Consider the following 18,624-nt stretch of genomic DNA (forward strand, 5'->3'; position numbering starts at 1 on the left):
GGGATAAAATGGCTATCGTTCAACCTAAATCAATGAAAGCTCGCTTATTTGCAACGCATTTCTTTCTTATTGTGTTCTGTGCGTTGATTATGTTCCCTTTACTGATGATTTTAGGGATCTCACTTCGCCCGGGTAACTTGGCATTAGGGGAAATTATCCCAAGCCAAATTTCCCTTGAACACTGGAAACTGGCACTCGGTTTTAGCGTCACCAATGCGGACGGCACTGTTACTCCGCCGCCATTCCCTGTACTACTTTGGTTATGGAACTCAGTGAAAGTCGCAGGTGTCACGGCAATTATTACCCTAGCACTTTCCACTACGGCAGCTTACGCTTTCGCACGTTTACGCTTTGCAGGGAAATCAATGCTGTTACAAAGTATGTTGATTTTCCAAATGTTCCCAGCGGTACTTTCACTTGTGGCGTTATATGCATTATTTGACCGCTTAGGAACCTATGTGCCATTCTTGGGCTTAAATACCCACGGCGGTGTGATCTTCGCTTACCTTGGCGGTATCGCAATGCACGTTTGGACGATCAAAGGCTATTTTGAAACCATTGATAAATCGCTCGAAGAAGCAGCCGCACTTGACGGTGCAACCCCATGGCAGACATTCCGTTTGATTTTATTACCATTGTCAGTGCCAATTTTAGCTGTGGTGTTCATTCTTGCCTTTATCTCGGCAATTATCGAAGTGCCTGTTGCCTCTCTCTTATTGCGTGATGTGGAAAACTACACCCTTGCGGTCGGAATGCAACAATATCTACACCCACAAAACTACCTATGGGGAGATTTCGCAGCTGCGGCAATTTTATCCGCTATTCCAATTACGTTAGTCTTTATCATCGCACAGCGTTGGTTAGTCGGCGGATTAACGGCAGGTGGGGTAAAAGGATAAAATAAAATTGTAGGGACACACTGCGTGTGTCCGCTATTCAAACGAAAAATAATCAAATGGACACACGCAGTGTGTCCCTACAAAAAATAATACCATTCGGGAAACAATAACAATGAAACAAAATCACCCATTTTTAAATCGTTACTTCGTGGATGAACACGGTCGCCGTGTTTATGCCCAACCGTCCGTTTATGGCAAAGTGGCAAAATTGCTCGGTTCGCCAAAAAGTCGCAAAATCCTACCGCTTGTCAAAGTCGTCAAACAGGGCGAGCAAGTTTTTATTCCGCTTTTTGTAGCGGACAAAACCCAAACCGTTCACGCAAACTGGACGCTGACCCTTGAAAGCGGTGAGATTTTAACGGGAAAATGCAAACGCAATAGCATTGACCTGCCTCGTGATTTACCCCTTGGTTATCATCAATTAAGCCTGAACGGCACAACCGCAGAATGTCGTATTATCGTTACGCCTGAACGTGCCTACCAACCGCAAGAGTTGGCAGAGCATAAAAAATTATGGGGAGCAATTTTACAGCTTTACACCCTACGTTCAGAGCAAAACTGGGGGATCGGCGATTTCGGCGATTTAGCGGAGTTTTTAACGAAATTAGCGGAAAAAGGCGGTGATTTTGTCGGCTTAAACCCAATTCATTCATTATTCCCAGCTAATCCTGAAGGAGCAAGCCCTTACAGCCCCTCTTCTCGTTTATGGCAAAACATTGCTTACATCAACGTTGGGGCGATTGACGCTTTCCAACAAAGCCGTGAAGCACAAGCGTGGTTTAATTCGGCGGATATTCAGCGCCAATTACACGAAGCTCGCCAAAAAGATTATGTCGATTATTCACAAGTGATGTGGCTGAAATTACAAGGCTTACGCTTAGCCTACGAACAATTTAAACAGCAAGATCAAACCGCTTTCGAACAATTTATTGCTGAAAACGGCGAAGCCTTGAAAGTGCAAGGTACTTTTGATGCTCTACATCAATGGCTTTCTTCTCAATTCTGCGAACAATGGGGCTGGAACTGCTGGGACGCAAAATATCAAGATTATCACACCGCTTCCGTGCAACAATTCCAACAAGAACAGAGCGATTTAGTCCGTTTCTATATGTGGTTGCAATTTGTGGCACAACAACAGCTTAAAGCCTGTAACGAACTGGCAAAACAGCTCGGTATGCCAATTGGTTTCTACCGTGATTTAGCCGTTGGCGTGGCAGACAACGGAGCAGAAACCTGGGCGGATAAAGATCTGTTCGTGTTAGGTGCATCTGTGGGCGCACCACCGGATATTATGGCACCGCAAGGGCAAAACTGGGGCTTATCGCCAATGCACCCTGAAGTGTTACAAGAGCGAGGCTATCAGCCGTTTATCGACCTACTGCGTGCCAATATGAAAGATTGCGGGGCGTTGCGTATCGACCATATTCTCGGCTTTGCCCGTTTATGGTGGGTGTCGAAAGGCGACTCGGCGAAAAACGGCGCTTATGTGAAATATCCGTTGGAAGATTTGCTTTCAATCTTAGCCCTTGAAAGCCAACGCCACCAATGCTTAATCATCGCAGAAGCCTTAGGTACTGTGCCGAAAGGAATGTTGGAAACCCTTGAAAGCAAAGGTATTTTAGCCTACAACATTTTCTATTTTGAGTACGACCATCAAGGAAGCAAACCATTAGCTAACTATCCGTATCAAGCAATGACCACCCTAAGTACTCACGATTTACCAACGGTACAAGGCTACTGGAAAGGCTATGATTTCGAATTAGGGCAAAAATATGGCGTTTACCCGAATGAGAAAGTGCTGAACATTTTAAGAAATGCACGCCACTCAAATAAAGAAGCGATCCGCCGAGCCGTTGAAGCGGTACAACCGCTAGAAGCAGATAGTGCTGGCGTTACACAAACCTTCAACCATCAGTTACAAAGCTATGTGGCAGATACCAACAGCGTATTATTCGGTTCACAACCGGAAGACTGGCTAAATATGCTAGAGCCGGTAAATATCCCTGGAACAAGCACCGAATATCCAAACTGGCGCAGAAAATTGAGCAAAACCACACAAGAGATTTTTGCGGATCAGACGATTGTGCAGTTGTTAGAAAAGATTGAGGCGAAACGGAGAGGAATATTAAATTAAACTTAGACTCTATTGTTTTTGAAAAATCATAACCTTCTTATATACTTGCCATTGCAATAGCTATATAGGAAAACTAGTACAATCTGAATGTTTTCCCCCTCAATTTTGCAAATTTAATTTGCCAAATGCAGAGAGTTCTGTTATTTATACGCGCTTTCAAAACACCCTAAATAGAGCGGTAAAATTAGGGAAGAAAAATTCCAAAAACAGGAGTGAAATATGACAGTGGCAAAACCCACTTCTTTAAGTTTATTAGCCCTTGCGGGCGTGTCGCCTTACCAATTAGGTAAAGACGAAGAGTATATGAATGAAGCTCAAATTGAGCATTTCCGCAAAATTTTAAAAGCGTGGCACGCACAAATTATGGAGGAAGCGGAACGTACCAAAAGTCAAATGCAAGATGAAGTGACTAACTTCGCTGATCCTGCTGACCGTGCAACGCAAGAGGAAGAATTTAGCCTTGAATTACGCAACCGTGACCGTGAACGTAAATTGCTTAAACGTATTGAGCAAACCTTAATCAAGTTAGATGAAGGTGACTACGGTTACTGCGATACTTGTGGTATTGAAATCGGCTTAAAACGTTTAGAAGCTCGCCCAACGGCAGAACTTTGCGTAGATTGCAAAACCCTTGCAGAACTACGTGAAAAACAGATGGGCGGTTAATTAAGTAGGGTGGGTTTTAACCCACCACTTCCGCATATAAATTGAAACTGTGGGTCAAGACCCACCCTACAATTTTATATAATTGAGGTGATCTATTTTAAATTACATCAAATCTTTTTTTAGTCGTAAAAAAAAGGATACAAACCCACCGCTTGTTGAAACAGATCAAGCCAAGAAAGTTGCTCGCCCAATGCGTTCAGCCCCAGAATTGACTGAACCGCACCGACACACACCAAAGAAAAAATCAAACCATAAACAACAAGCTGTACCGCCCCATATTCTGCATAAAAAATTTACCCAACCTGCAGGACATTACGGTATTTCGCCAAAAGATTTTCCAAGTAACGCCATTGCCATTATCAATAAACTGCAAAAAAATGGCTATGAAGCCTATATGGTCGGCGGTTGTATTCGGGATTTATTACTAGGGCAAAAAGCCAAAGACTTTGATATTACGACCAATGCTCGCCCAGAAGAAATTCAAAAAATCTTTGGTCGCCAGTGTCGCTTAATCGGACGACGCTTCCGCTTGGCTCATATTGTCTTTGGGCGTGAGATTTACGAAGTCGCTACATTCCGAGCTGATCATCACAGCAATGCGACGGAAAAAATGTCGAAAACCAGCGAAGCAGGAATGCTGTTGCGAGATAATGTTTATGGCACACTTCAGGAAGATGCAGAGCGTCGTGATTTTAGCGTTAATGCCTTTTACTATGATGTTAGCCATAATTTGATCTACGATTTTTTCAATGGCATAGACGATCTGAAAGCAGGAAAACTCGCCTTGATCGGCGATCCTGTTACTCGTTATCAAGAAGATCCTGTACGAATGTTGCGTGCAATTCGCTTTATGGCAAAACTGGATATGTTCCTAGATAAAGCGAGTGATGAACCTATTCGCAAAATGGCAGTATTACTGAAAAATATTCCTGCCGCACGCCTATTTGATGAGTCGTTGAAATTACTGCAATCAGGCTACGGTCACAAAACCTACGAATTATTACGCAAATATGGTTTATTTGAACAACTTTTCCCTGTATTAAGCCCATTTTTTACCGAATATGGCGACAGCAACAGCGAAAGAATGATCAGCAAGGCTCTCAATTCCACTGATGAACGTATTCGTGATGATTTACGAGTTAATCCTGCCTTTTTATTTGCAGCACTACTTTGGTATCCGCTACGCGAGAAAATTGACGAATTGAAAAACCAAGGTGGTTTAAACAGCCACGATGCAATGATGTTGGCTGCCAATGAAATTTTGGCAGAGAGTGTCAAAGCGGTCGCATTACATCGTCGTTATACGACCGTTATTCGTGATATTTGGTCATTACAGTTCCAATTTCCAAAACGTACGGGAAAACGTCCACAGCAAACTCTCGAACATATTAAATTCCGTGCAGGCTTTGATTTACTCGTGATGCGAGCTGAAATTGAAGGTGGCGATTTAGTCGAATTAAGTGCGTGGTGGCACGAATACCAATTTAGCAATGAAGCACAGCGTGCGGAAATGTTAAAAACAGTCAAACAGTTACCCACTTTCCGTGACGAAGAACCAAAGAAAAAACGTCGTCCACGCCGAAAATTCAACCGCAAAAAGAAAGTCGTAAAAGGGGAAGAATAGTGACAACCGTGTATGTGGCTCTTGGCTCTAACTTAGAAGATCCGCTTGCTCAACTTAAGCAAGCGGTTGTTTCGTTGCAAACCTTTGCAAAAAATCTAAAAGTCAGCTCTTTTTACGGCAGTAAACCATTAGGTCCACAGGATCAGCCTGATTATGTGAATGCCGTGGTAAAATTTGACACGGATCTCACCGCTATCGAGCTACTTGATAAGTTGCAAAGCATTGAGAATGAACAAGGGCGAGTTCGTTTTCGTCGTTGGGGAGAACGCACCCTCGATCTTGATATTTTGCTCTATGGCAATGAACAAATTCAAAGCGAACGTCTAACTGTTCCCCACTACGATATGCACAACAGAGAATTTGTGATTGTGCCGTTATATGAAATCAGTCCTGAATTGGTTTTGCCGAGTGGGAAATCTTTAGCACAACTTTATCCGCAATTTGCAGAGCATCAGATGAATATAATAGTTTTATAATGCCGATTATTATGTAAAACTATTAATAAAATTGATAAATAGGTAGCATAATAAGTGGCATAGTAGACAAACATATTCTGAGTTTTGAACGTTAGTGAGAAACTTTATTTAATTTATAGTTATACCAACTTTTTAACACATTCCCCTTCTCATCACAAAACTCAACAAAGTTTTCACCGACTTTAAATTTAAAATCATTACTTAAATGAAGCACATCATCTTTATCCTGATCCCAAACATAAGTCCCTTTTTCTGTAAAAGGATATTGCTCTTTATTCTTAAAATAAACCGTGTTGTATTGATAGGTTTTATCACTATTTAAAATTAATTGTGCTTCGATTTTTTCGCAATCTGCACAAGGTAGTGTACCTTGATAAGTGCCAGAAACACTTTTTTGAGGCCATAGCGAACAGGCACTTAACATTGCGATAATACTGGCAAATGCAATTTTTTTCATAGTCATATCCTCTTAGGTTAAGCAGATTTAAAATTAGGATTTACCTTAAAGTCTAAGGCGGTTACTTCAGGAAAATCTGCCTGAATTAAGTGTAATAGCGCGGTTTGTTGCAACAATAGCCCCTGACGAATAGTGCCATTTTGTACTTCAAACCTAAGTAAATTATCGGATAAATTCAAAATTCGGTAAAGCCCACGGTATTGTTCGGGCAGTAATTGCTGAATTTTTCGATTTAATTCATTGAGTTCATTGGCTCGTTGGACAATTTTCGTCAAGCTAGAGTTCTGCAAAATCTCATTGATATTTTTTATTGTTGAATTTTTCATCTTTCCTGCTGTGCTTTAACTTGTTTTTGGTGAGATTGTCCTTATATTCTGCCTATTCTACAAAAATTATCGTATAATCAACATTATTTTTTTATTGAGTACTAAATGAATTTTTTACGTCGCTTTCATAAACCTGCATTGATTTCGCAATTCCTGCTTGGCATTGTGGCGATCTTTGCTTTGCCAACGGCTCAGCCGTTAGCGAATGAAAGTGAAACATTGCCTACAAATCAACTTGTATTACGCTTAAGTGATTTTTCTTCAGTTCAAAAAGTTGAGTTAGAGGCAGCACACTTATTACATTTAGAACAACAACCTCTCGTTATTCCAACTAAACAAGCGGTCGTTTTTTGCGAATTTTTTGCAAAATCATACCGCTTGTATCAAGTGTCAAATCCGCCGATTAGGGCTGGACCAACAGAGTAATTCTTCTATCTTCCTTCCTCTGTTTACGGGGGGAAGGTGCCGAAGGCAAAAGAGGAAGCTAAAGTTGCAAGTTAGTCGCAAAATCCCCCCTCAGCCTTCGGCAGCTCCCCCCGCAAGCAGGGGGAGCGTAAACTCGTTACTAATACTTATTACCTTATATTTTTTTGGAAAAAATTGATATGTTTACAAAATTAATGACTGCTATTTTTGGCAGTAGCAATGATCGTACTTTACGCCGTTTAAACAAGCGTGTCGCACAAATTAACCGTTTAGAAGCTGAATTTGAAAAATTAACCGATGAGCAATTACAAGCAAAAACCGCTGAATTTAAACAACGTTTAGCGGAAGGGGCAACTTTAGATAGCTTATTGCACGAAGCCTTTGCCACTGTGCGTGAAGCGAGTAAGCGTGTGTTAGGTATGCGTCATTTTGATGTACAGTTAATCGGCGGTATGGTGCTGACCGAACGTAACATTGCAGAGATGCGTACGGGTGAAGGTAAAACTTTAACTGCAACCTTACCTTGTTACTTAAATGCTTTAACGGGTAAAGGGGTTCACGTTGTGACAGTGAATGATTACTTGGCTCGTCGTGATGCGGAAACTAACCGCCCGTTATTTGAATTTTTAGGAATGACCGTTGCGGTGAATATCCCTGGGCTACCGTCCGATGTTAAACGTCAAGCTTATTTAGCGGACATTACTTATGCAACGAACAGCGAGCTTGGCTTTGACTATCTGCGTGATAACTTGGCTCATTCGAAAGAAGAGCGCTTCCAACGTCCATTACACTATGCTCTAGTGGACGAAGTGGACTCGATTTTAATTGATGAAGCGCGTACACCGTTGATTATTTCAGGCCCAGCCGAAGATGCGACACAAATTTATCAAGCGATTGATAAAGTCATTCCGCATTTAATTGCTCAAGATAAAGAAGATACCGAAGAGTACACAGGCGACGGCGATTTCACCCTTGATCTGAAAAGCAAACAAGCCCACTTGACCGAGCGTGGTCAAGTGAAAGTCGAAAATATTTTGACTGAAATGGGCTTAATGCACGAAGGAGAAAGCCTTTATCACCCAGCTCGCATTAGCTTATTACACCACGTTTATGCAGCATTACGCGCCCACAAACTGTTTGAAGTGAATGTTGATTATATCGTGAAAGATGGCGAGATCGTGATCATTGACGAACATACTGGTCGAACAATGGCTGGTCGTCGTTGGTCAGATGGTTTACACCAAGCGATTGAAGCCAAAGAAGGGGTGAACATTCAGGGCGAAAACCAAACTGTTGCCTCTATCACTTATCAAAACTACTTCCGTCTGTATGAAAAATTAGCCGGTATGACGGGAACAGCGGATACCGAAGCCTTTGAGTTCCAACAAATCTACGGCTTAGATACCGTGGTGATCCCAACTAACCGTCCGATGATCCGTGACGACAAAACCGATTTAATGTTTAAGAGCGAACCAGAGAAATTCCAAGCGGTGATTAAGGATATTCAGGATTGTATGGCTCGTAATCAGCCTGTATTAGTCGGTACGATTTCGATTGAAAAATCAGAAGCACTGTCAGAAGCACTAAAACAAGCTGGTATTCCGCATAAAGTATTGAATGCCAAATTCCACGCACAAGAAGCGGAAATCGTTGCTGATGCAGGTTACCCAGGGGCTGTTACTATTGCCACGAATATGGCTGGTCGTGGTACGGATATTGTGCTTGGTGGCAACTGGAAAGCTGAAATTGCAAAATTAGAAAACCCAACCCAAGAGCAAATTGACGAGATCAAAGCCAAATGGCAAGAGCGTCACGACATTGTAATGCAAGCGGGTGGTTTACACATTATTGGTACAGAACGCCACGAATCTCGCCGTATCGACAACCAGTTGCGTGGTCGTTCAGGCCGTCAAGGTGACCCAGGTTCATCACGTTTCTACCTATCATTAGATGATGCGTTAATGCGTATTTATCTCAACGAAGGTAAGCTCAATATGATGCGTAAAGCATTTACTGAAGAAGGCGAAGCAATGGAATCGAAATTGCTGACTAAAGTGATTGCTTCAGCTCAAGCAAAAGTAGAAGCACACAACTTTGACGGACGTAAACAGCTTCTACAATACGATGATGTCGCAAACGAACAACGTAAAGCAATTTACGAGCAACGTAACTACTTACTTGAAACGGACGATATTTCAGTGATGATCAACACTGTGCGTGAAGATGTGTTTAATGCGGTCATTGACCAGTATATTCCACCACAATCGATCGAAGAAATGTGGGACGTTCCGGCATTAGAAAACCGCTTGAAACAAGAGTTTGGTATGGAACTGCCGATTGTAAAATGGCTTGAAGCAGAAGATGATTTACACGAAGAAACCTTGCGTGAACGTATCATCAACATTGCTAAAGAGCAGTATCAAGCGAAGGAAGCGATGGTGGGTGCAGAAGTAATGCGTAGTTTTGAAAAAGGCGTAATGTTGCAAAACCTTGATGAACTTTGGAAAGAGCATTTATCTGCAATGGACTACTTACGCAAAGGGATTCACTTACGCGGTTATGCCCAAAAAGATCCGAAGCAAGAGTATAAAAAAGAGTCCTTTGCAATGTTTACCGATATGCTCGACCACTTAAAATCAAACGTGATCAGCGTATTAAGCCGTATCCAAGTGCGTAGCCAAGAAGAAGTAGAACAAGCAGAACGTGAACGACAAACTCACGCTGAACAAGAGTCATCTCACTACCACGCAGAAGGTGAAGAGCAGGATTTCAGCGATCTTCATATCGGACGCAACGAGCCTTGCCCTTGTGGTTCAGGTAAGAAATATAAGCATTGTCACGGTAGCAAAGCGAAATATGCATAATTAGCAAGCGGTCAGATAAGTAAATTATTTTACAGATCTGACCGCTTGGTTTTATACAAGGAATTATTATGTCTAAACCTCTTATTCAAGTTTCAGCTGGAATTATCCGCAATGAATTTGGGCAAATTTACTTAACACAACGTTTAGAAGGACAAGATTTTGCTCAGTCGCTAGAATTTCCTGGCGGTAAGGTGTCGCAAGGTGAAACACCTGAGGAAGCACTACGTCGCGAATTAGAAGAAGAAATCGGTATTTATGTGTTAAGTGCTTTCCCGTATGAACATTTCAGTTTCGAGTATCCAACTAAAGTGATTGAGTTTTTTTTCTATTTGGTGGAAGAGTGGGTAGGTGAACCTTTTGGTAGGGAAGGGCAAGAGGGATTTTGGATTGCTCAACAAGATTTAGAAGAAGGGCAATTTCCGCCTGCAAATAATACATTGATTAATAGGCTGAAATTTGAAGCCAGCTACTCATTAGAAAAATAATAAAAACTAACGATATTTTTCTATATGCTTAAAAATAGCGACAAGAAATAGTAGCATTGTCGCTATTTTATTGTTCTATGCTATGCAAAATGTCGACCTAGGACAAAATAACTTTAACATCCTTACCTCAGAATCGCAGAAGCTATCCGATAAACCCGATCAAACTGTTCCAACCCGTTTAGACGATGGGTAATCATCAGCAAGGTTTTTCCTTGAGTATGGGATAAAATCTGTTTTAGTATCTGTTGCTCTGTATCTCGATCTAATCCTTCCGTTGCTTCATCAAGTAAGAGAATATCGGCAGAGCTGAGTAATAGGCGTGCTAATCCTAATCGGCGTTGTTCGCCACCAGAGAGTGGACGACCGCCTTCGCCTAACCATAAATCTAAGCCTTGTTCTTCGAGAAGGTAGCTTAAATTAACTTTTGCCAGCGCTTCAGATAAAGCTTCGTCTGTGGCTTGTGGGTTGCCAAAGCGTAGGTTTTCACGCAGGGTATTGCTGAAAATGTGGACGCGTTGGCTAAGTACGGCAATTTGTTGGCGTAATGTTTTTTCAGGGTAATCTTTGATATTGCAACCATTTAAGAGGATCTCGCCGCTTGTGGCATCGTAATTGCGGGTGAGTAGTTGGAAAATTGTTGATTTTCCGCTACCCGTTTTACCTAATATGGCAATGCGTTCACCTTTTTTTATCTCAAATGAAATATGGTTGAGTACTTGCTCGTGCTCTGGTGAATAGGAAAAACTTACCTGATTAAAGCTAATAAGCGGTTGGTTAGCCTCGGTTTGTTTCCATTGAGCTGTGCCATTAAATTGGACTGTCGGTTGCTGTGCGGTAATTTCACTGATCCGTTCTGCCGCTTCAATCACTTGTCCTAGATGTAAGAATGCCATTCCGATCGGCATTAAGATTTCAAGGGAAGCAAGCACGCAAAAGACAACTAAGGCGATAAGAGCTTCGGGGTTGTCTGCCTGTGGTACATTAATGGCGGCCGCTGATAAGTAAATCACGGCAGTGACTAAAATGCCGTTAATAAACATTAAGAGGGCATTTGACAAACCGCCTAACTGGCTTTCGTGGCTTTGTGCCTTGAGCCATTGCTGTTCTGTCTGTTTTAGTCTGTCTGTGGCTTTTGACAATACACCAAATAGTAAAAATTCGCCGTTAAGTTGGATCCACTCGATAAACTGTGAGCGGTAGGTGGCTCTGGATTGTATCGCGATTTTGCCTAATTTTCTGCCTAAATGGTAAAAAAGTGTCGGGAAAATCAGCAATAATACAACTAAACTGCCACAAATTACCCACGCTAATAAAGGCGAAACAAAAGATAAACCTATCCCCATAAACAGAATAACCATAATGGCACTGATAAAAGGGGAAAGTAGGTTTAGATAGAGTGTATCAAGGGTATCAACATCTGCAACAAGGCGGTTAAGCAACTCACTGTGGCGATAACGATTTAATCCTGCAGGGCTAAGGGGAATGAGTTTGCTAAATACCGCAATGCGTAAATTAGCCAGTACACGAAAGGTGGCATCGTGTGTGACTAAGCGTTCAAAATAACGAGAAATAGTGCGACCGATAGCAAGTCCTCTTACCCCTGATGATGGATAAAAGAAATTAAAAAGTAGGCTTGAGCCAACTAAAGCAGACGCCGCTAAAAACCACCCCGATAAACTGAGCAAGCCGATACTCGCAGTCAGACTGGTGATCGCCAAAATGATACCTAATGTTAAACGCCCAAAATGAGTTTTATACAGGGCAAGAAAAGGGAAAAGTGAACGCATAGCTTATTGATTTCCTAATAATTCTGCAAAAAAACCTTGTAAGGCAAGCTCGGTAAAGTTTCCACGTTGGATAATTTGCCCTTGTTTCATTACCCAAATTTCATCAGCTTCTTTTAAATCTTCAATACGATGGGTAATCATCAATGTGGTTTGCTCTCGGCTGAGATTGTTCAATGCACTTAGCACCTGTTGTTCCGATTGCATATCAAGGCTAGCGGTAGGTTCATCAAGTAATAGCAGTTGAGATCGGCGTAATAAGGCTCGAGCAATGGCAATACGTTGAGCCTGTCCGCCCGAAAGCCCGATGTTGCTATCTTGGATTTCTCGATCTAATCCCAAACGATAGACAAATTCATCAGCCTTTGACAAGGCAAGAGCATTTGTTAAATCGGTTTCGTTGGCGTGTTCATTACCTAATAGAATATTTTCTCGCAGTGAGCCTCGCATTAGCTGTGGATTTTGTCCAACCCACGCCAAAGTCGCACGCCATTGAGCCATATCGAGTTCTCTTAACTCAATGCCATTAATTTTCACGCTACCTTGATAAGATAAGAAACCCAGCAACATATTCATCAGTGAGCTTTTTCCTGCCCCACTTTGCCCCACTAAGGCAATATGTTGATGAGCCTGTAGTTGGAAATTTAACGGTTCCGTTAATGCTTTACCTTGTGGCGAGAGGATCACACAATCTTGAGCGTGAATTTCAAGCGGTTGGTTTGGCACTTTTTTTTGCCCGGTGGTTTGAGCTAAAACTGTTTCACTTAAAAAATGCTCTAGGCTATCCGCCGCCCCGATTGCGGCTGCTTTATCGTGATAATAAACCCCTAATTCACGCAATGGTTGATAAAATTCGGGGGCTAACATCAAACAAAAAAAGCCGATAAAGAGGGTAACAGAAGTATCGTAAGCTCCAAAATTGAGTTCACCTAAATAGGTAAAACCGAAATAGACCGCCATTACCGCAATAGAAATGGCGGTAAAAAACTCTAATACCGCAGAAGAAAGAAATGCCATTTTCAGCACGTCCATTGTACTTTGGCGAAATTCTTCGGTGCGTTGGTAAATTTGCTCTGTCTGTTTGTCGGCTTGCCCAAACAAGCGGATCGTTTCTAGCCCTTTTAAGCTATCTAAAAACTGTCCGCTCAAACGAGAGAGAATACCGATATTTCTTTGATTTGCTTCAGCAGCTTTAATACCAGCTAACGCCATAAACAATGGCAACAGAGGCAAGGTAGCAAATAGAATTAAGCCAGCCGCCCAGTTCAACGGAAAAACAGCCGCCAAAATAGCAAGCGGTACGATGAAGGATAGATATTGCTGTGGCAAGTAGCGAGCGTAGAAATTATGGATATTTTCTACTTGTTCTAACATTAACGTTGCCCAGCTTCCTGCAGGGCGTTGTTGGATCGACATTGGACCGATTTGAGACAACTTAGCCATTACTTGCTCACGCAAATGAACACGCAACATTTGCCCAGCTTTAAAACCTGTCCGTTCTCTTAACCAAAGCAATATCGCTCTGCCTGCAAAGCAAGCCAGTAATAATCCAAGTTGTGACAGAAATTCTGTCGGTGAACGATGCTCGACAATCATCTGATGTAACATTGTGGCAAGTAAACCCATTTGTGCGATTAATAACATTGCACTGAATGAGCCGAATAAGACATTTAAATAAAGCCACTTTTTTACAATTTTTTGCTGTTGGCGTAGCCATTTTTGTAATTGTTTTTGACGTTGTTTTTCCACGAGTGTCCACTTATATGTGCGTAAATGATGAAATTTCAATTAAATTACTGAGATTTTTCAAAACCCTGATAATATTCTTCAAGCAATTTAAAATTACAACAATATTGTTCAAAGTTATCTTTTTTATTAATTGCTTTTGAATAAACTTTAGTTGCTTTCTCCTTTATTTTTCTTTGATTTATTGGGTTATTGATAAAAAGCATTTCTTTCATCAACAATGAAGCATATTTATGCTCTTCTTCAAATTCTTTAGTAAGATCTATGTCTTCAATAACAGTATCTAAAACAGGAAACATATTGTTTAGTTTAATACCCGCAATAGTTTTTTTATTATCGAAACCCGTTGTAATTTTAATAACAAAACGCTTATCAAATGGTTTCTTATTATTTTTAGTATTGGGGGCTGATGATAATGGAGCAAAATAAGAAATATGGTTAATTGTTAATACAACGCCAACAAAAATACGCCTTTTATTTTTATCCAATTCTTTTTCGGGAGAAATACGAGTATCAATAGAGTGTAAAAATTTTGTATATTCAGGATTAATTCTGCACAATTTGAGTTGAAGTTCTTGTTTCATATTGATATTCCTTTATAAACACAAAAAGGCACTTACCGTGCCTTTTTGTTTTATATCGCACTTTAATGGTAGCGTTCACCACATATACATCGCACTTTAATGGTAGCGTTCACCACATATACATCGCACTTTAATGGTAGCGTTCACCAAATCAGGATATTAATCCTATCGCCTTTGATGGTATAAATTTTCTATATAAAAGTCAATCTTTATTTGGCGTGCTAATTTCCATTAAAAACTAATCAAATTCATACCGATACATCAAATCTACCGCTTGATTGATACTTGACACCCATTGCAAATAGAGACTTGGGGCAAGGCGGTAGCGTAAGGTTAATTCGGTAAGAGGGGCGAAAAGTCCTACGCCATATTTTACTTTGAATTTCGGTGTTAAACTACCACTGACGACGACTTTTGTGTTGTCGCCAATCCCTGCGGTAGTGACATTGAGATCGTTGATACCAAAGGCACTGCCGACGGTGCCAACGGTTTTACTGCTTTTTGATAAACTCATTCCAATTAAGGCGGCAGCAACGGAATTGCTTGAACCTGCATCGCTACCACCGTCTAATCCTCGTCCAGTTAAAATGTAGGATAATGCCTGATCCTGTGACATTGACGGGGTTGAGAAGATTTTGACTTCGGGGGCATCAGCAATTCCCGTGACTTTAACCCCTGCAGTTACATTGGCATCTTCCATTGCTTCTGGGTTGCGGATCGCTTCAATGTCTAGGGTTGGTTGGGAAGGCAATCCAGTAAAGGATATAAGCCCTTTGCGGATAACGAGATCTTGCCCAAATGAGGCAAAGGTGCCGTTTTTTAAATGGACTTGTCCATATAAACCTAATCCTCGATTTCCTTGTTGGACTTTGATAATGCCGTTTAGATCTGTTTTAAGACCATAGGCATCTAATTTTACGTCGTTACCAATGTTAATAGCGACATCAGCTTTGATTGCCATTCCGTTGTTATTTTGAGGCAAGTTCTTGTTTAGTAAAGCGGTAGCTTTGTTCTTGTTTTTTGCTGATCCGTCCATAATCACTTCGTCGCTACTGATGGTAACAGCACTTTCAGGTAGTTCTTCTACGGCAATTCTTGCCCAAGGAATATCAATATTTCCGCCAAGGATTAACTCTTTTGGCGTAGCTTTTATTTCAATATGTGGGCTGAGATCAACTTTGGCGATATTAGGAATATCAACACGGAGGCGGTTGGCCTGTGCTTTTATTCGTGTATGCCAAGCCTCTAGTTTTTGCCAATTTGCATCGCCTTCAAGTAATAGTTGGCTTTCTTTCGTTTGAATATTGCCTTTTAAGGTTGAACTTGCACCTTTAAAGTTTAAGGCAAGCATTCCACCTGTTACATCAAATGGCATTGATTTAGAATGCACTTGTAGCCCTGTTAAGTTTAAATTGCCTAACAGTTGTGGAGATAGAGCTGTTCCACCCAGTGTTAAACGAGCGTTAATATCCCCATTAACTTTTTCATCTGTGCTAAGTAGCGGTTCGATTAAACGTAAATTTAGCTGATCTATATTGATGTTGCCAGACAGTCCTCGCTGTTTGGTAAGTTCTTTCATCAGTAGCTTGCTGGTTAAACGCCCGTTATTTTCTATGCGAATATCGCTATCCAAGCTCAAATTGTTTTCTGCGATTTTGCCATTTAATTTCAATGATGAAAGGGACAGAGGGAAACTGCGTCCGTTCAGTTTTTGTGTAAATTTAAGGCTATTTGAAAGTAGCTCTACATTAACTTCTGGCGATTTTTGGCTAAACCAAGCTACGTCGCCTTTGGCATTGATGATACCCGTCAATATACTCTCTTTCGGCAAGTATTCTTGTAGCATTTCAAGGTTAAATTGTTTGATTTCAAACGGCACTTTCCCCTCTTTACCTGCACTAAATGTTTGTGGCAAGCAGAGCGTTGCTTTTGGATTTCGCCAACAATGTGCGGAAACATCTGCTTTAAGTTCTTGATTGTGATAGCTAACTTGTAGATTTTTATCATTTTTCCATTCGCCAACAGGGGTATGGATATTGAGATTACTTAGTTCACCTTGCCATTGTTGTTTGCTACGATCAAACTTCCCTGCTAACTGAAGCTGGATACCCACAGGCTTTCCTTTAGCGGTCAGTTTCAGGCTATGATTTGCTTCACTACCATTTGCTGTAAGATTAGCGTTCTCTAGCGTTATTTCGCCGTAAGTTAATTGACGCAAGCCTATTTCGAGATCACCTTGCACTTGTTGTGCGGTTCTTACTTTCCCTTTGGCATTGAGATGTTGTAGCTGAAATTGATCATAGGCTACATTATTAGCGATAAGATCGAGATCTAAACTAGGTTCATTGATATTTCCCTGTAGCTTAATTTGTCCGTTGATATTGGCTTTTAAGTGTGGGATTAAACCTTGTAAATTCGGGGCTTTAATGGTGGCATTGAAATCAGATTTTTCGCCTAAAACACCTTGCATTACAATGCGGTTTTCGCCATAAATTAAACTTGCTTCAGGGATATTGAGTAAGGTGTTATGATCTGCTGTCAAGGTGCCTTTTAACTGTAAATGCTTTTGCTGTAAGTTGCCGTGCAAATCCACATTGTCTAGTACAACCGCCCATTCATTGCCTGTTTCACCTCGCCCAACAAAGCCTTGAGAACGAAATTCCCCCGATAGTAACGCAACCCATTCAGGAAAAATGGATTTAGTATTGACATTCTGTAAGGCAAGGTTGGATTGCCATTCTAAGCCGTTTGTCCAATCGACTTTGCCACTGAATTTGGTTTGCCCTTGTAGTGCGTTGAGCAATGCTTCATTGACTGCAAAATAGGTTAATTCCCCCTGCCCTTTTAGGCTTAAATCTGCTGGGGGAATGTTCATACCTTTGGCGGATAAGCTACCGTTTAAGTAGTAATTGAGTAGATCGCCTTTTAAAGCGAGGTCGATTTTTTCAAAGACAAGCGGATCTTTACCTTTCCCTGAGATAAAAGGATAGCTGAATTTTGGGCTTTTAATGCTGAGATCAAGCGGTGTTTTAGGCTCCGAAAATTGCACAGTGCCGTGTATATTTGCCTTGAAAGCACCGCTTGTTTTGAGATCTAATTTTGCGATGCCAAAGAGTTCCCCAGACAAAATAAGCTCTGCCTGACTTGTCGGGATTGCAAGCTCTTTTAAATGTGGAATTTGGGCATTGAGCTTCCAATCTAAAGGATAATTACCTGACAAGGTGAGTTTGCCAATTCCTGAAATGGTGCCTTTGTCGCTTTGCAGGTTGAGTTTTTGCAATTCCACCGATTGTTCGTCAGATTTCGCTTGTAACTCAAGCAAACTGATTTTTAATAGCGATTTTTCGCTTATACCTTTAGCGGTCTTAACTTTCTGGCTCAACTGCAATTGTTTTGCTTGAAATTCCGGCACAGAGAGATTAACAGGTAATTGAATAGGATCTAATTTGGTTAAGATCGGTTGTGCAAGTTGTTGTTTTAAGGCTTCCCAATCTATTGGCTGAGAGGGTGAGTCAGCGACTTTTTGAGGCTTTTCCGTGGTTTGTTGCGGTGCAAGGGAAACGGTTAAACCTTGTAATTGAGTTGGGGATAATGAAAGGCTCTTCCCTTTTCCTTGAATGCCCGATTGGAAATGCTGTAAGCCAATATTAAGTTCATCAACTTGAACCTTCACATTGTCTATGCTTATCTGTTTTAACGATACGCCAATTGGAAGATTAAACTCACCGCTTGTTTGTGTATTTGGAGTGGACGGGGGAAGTTTGCTGGTATCAACCGCCACTTGCGTGTCTTTGATTGCAATCTTTTCCACACAGGCTGAATATGTCAATAAGCAACTGAAATCTAAATGTAATTCCGCTTGTCCAACTCGAACATTGACCCCGTTGAGCTGATACGCAGTATCCGTAAGCGTTAAGCCATTTTGTAGGCTTCCCTCCACTTTGCCAATCGAAAGCGGATCTAACCATTTATCTGCAAGGGTTAAAGCGGTTCTTTGCCCCATTCCTGTTGCAAGAAAAGCTAAAGGCAATAAAAGCAAAATCAGTAGCACACATAAACCACGCCATAACCAACGCCATTTTGTGTTGTGGGGTTTTACTGCTGTATCATTGGGTGATTGTGCTAAAGATTGCTCTTTTTCCATAACATTATC

Annotated in this window: 14 protein-coding genes; 8 read left to right on the plus strand and 6 right to left on the minus strand. The window is 41.3% G+C overall.

Annotation, left to right across the window (positions count from 1 at the left end; translation table 11 throughout):
* Positions 1-8: 8 nt before the first annotated feature.
* The 5 genes from malG to folK all read left to right on the plus strand — a co-directional run bounded on the left by malG (position 9) and on the right by folK (position 5,799).
* Positions 9-899: a maltose ABC transporter permease MalG gene (gene malG, locus B0183_RS00270; protein ID WP_005826016.1), complete on the plus strand. Its 891-nt coding sequence runs from the start codon at positions 9-11 to the stop codon at positions 897-899.
* Between the two features lie 112 nt (positions 900-1,011).
* Positions 1,012-3,033, plus strand: coding sequence for a 4-alpha-glucanotransferase (malQ, locus tag B0183_RS00275; RefSeq protein ID WP_078208155.1), 2,022 nt, complete (start codon positions 1,012-1,014; stop codon positions 3,031-3,033).
* Between the two features lie 219 nt (positions 3,034-3,252).
* Positions 3,253-3,699 (plus strand): RNA polymerase-binding protein DksA, encoded by a 447-nt coding sequence (gene dksA, locus B0183_RS00280; protein WP_021110613.1) that lies wholly within the window; start codon positions 3,253-3,255, stop codon positions 3,697-3,699.
* A gap of 190 nt (positions 3,700-3,889) precedes the next feature.
* Complete coding sequence (gene pcnB, locus B0183_RS00285; RefSeq protein ID WP_078208156.1) at positions 3,890-5,323, plus strand: polynucleotide adenylyltransferase PcnB; 1,434 nt, start codon at positions 3,890-3,892, stop codon at positions 5,321-5,323.
* Positions 5,323-5,799 (plus strand): 2-amino-4-hydroxy-6-hydroxymethyldihydropteridine diphosphokinase, encoded by a 477-nt coding sequence (gene folK, locus B0183_RS00290; protein WP_078208157.1) that lies wholly within the window; start codon positions 5,323-5,325, stop codon positions 5,797-5,799. Before pcnB ends, folK begins: the two co-directional genes overlap by 1 nt.
* Before the next feature lie 91 nt (positions 5,800-5,890).
* Here the strand turns inward: folK and B0183_RS00295 are convergent, their stop codons facing one another.
* Together B0183_RS00295 and B0183_RS00300 are read right to left on the minus strand one after the other, a co-directional pair.
* The gene (locus B0183_RS00295) at positions 5,891-6,256 is read right to left on the minus strand and encodes a copper resistance protein NlpE (RefSeq protein ID WP_021112280.1); all 366 of its coding nucleotides are present in this window, start codon (positions 6,254-6,256) and stop codon (positions 5,891-5,893) included.
* A 17-nt stretch (positions 6,257-6,273) separates the two neighbouring features.
* The gene (locus B0183_RS00300; protein ID WP_021112290.1) at positions 6,274-6,582 is read right to left on the minus strand and encodes a DciA family protein; all 309 of its coding nucleotides are present in this window, start codon (positions 6,580-6,582) and stop codon (positions 6,274-6,276) included.
* A 105-nt stretch (positions 6,583-6,687) separates the two neighbouring features.
* Here B0183_RS00300 and secM point away from each other — a divergent pair, with 105 nt between their 5' ends.
* The 3 genes from secM to mutT all read left to right on the plus strand — a co-directional run bounded on the left by secM (position 6,688) and on the right by mutT (position 10,357).
* Positions 6,688-7,008 (plus strand): secA translation cis-regulator SecM, encoded by a 321-nt coding sequence (secM, locus tag B0183_RS00305; protein ID WP_021112261.1) that lies wholly within the window; start codon positions 6,688-6,690, stop codon positions 7,006-7,008.
* 179 nt (positions 7,009-7,187) lie between these two features.
* Positions 7,188-9,872 carry a preprotein translocase subunit SecA gene (secA, locus tag B0183_RS00310; RefSeq protein WP_078208158.1) on the plus strand — a complete coding sequence of 895 codons (2,685 nt, stop codon included), beginning with the start codon at positions 7,188-7,190 and terminating at the stop codon, positions 9,870-9,872.
* A 68-nt stretch (positions 9,873-9,940) separates the two neighbouring features.
* Positions 9,941-10,357 (plus strand): 8-oxo-dGTP diphosphatase MutT, encoded by a 417-nt coding sequence (gene mutT, locus B0183_RS00315; protein ID WP_005710841.1) that lies wholly within the window; start codon positions 9,941-9,943, stop codon positions 10,355-10,357.
* A gap of 122 nt (positions 10,358-10,479) precedes the next feature.
* Here the strand turns inward: mutT and cydC are convergent, their stop codons facing one another.
* From cydC to tamB, 4 genes are all read right to left on the minus strand, one after another.
* Positions 10,480-12,144: a heme ABC transporter ATP-binding protein/permease CydC gene (gene cydC, locus B0183_RS00320; protein ID WP_021116764.1), complete on the minus strand. Its 1,665-nt coding sequence runs from the start codon at positions 12,142-12,144 to the stop codon at positions 10,480-10,482.
* A 3-nt stretch (positions 12,145-12,147) separates the two neighbouring features.
* Positions 12,148-13,890 (minus strand): heme ABC transporter permease/ATP-binding protein CydD, encoded by a 1,743-nt coding sequence (gene cydD, locus B0183_RS00325; RefSeq protein WP_021115843.1) that lies wholly within the window; start codon positions 13,888-13,890, stop codon positions 12,148-12,150.
* Positions 13,891-13,934: 44 nt separating this feature from the next.
* Complete coding sequence (locus B0183_RS00330; protein ID WP_012621620.1) at positions 13,935-14,471, minus strand: type III toxin-antitoxin system ToxN/AbiQ family toxin; 537 nt, start codon at positions 14,469-14,471, stop codon at positions 13,935-13,937.
* Positions 14,472-14,709: 238 nt separating this feature from the next.
* Entirely contained in the window at positions 14,710-18,615 is a 3,906-nt protein-coding gene (gene tamB, locus B0183_RS00335; RefSeq protein ID WP_078208159.1) for an autotransporter assembly complex protein TamB, read from the minus strand.
* Positions 18,616-18,624: the final 9 nt, after the last annotated feature.

Source organism: Glaesserella parasuis, assembly GCF_002015085.1.
In the GTDB taxonomy this organism is placed as follows: Bacteria; Pseudomonadota; Gammaproteobacteria; order Enterobacterales; family Pasteurellaceae; genus Glaesserella; species Glaesserella parasuis.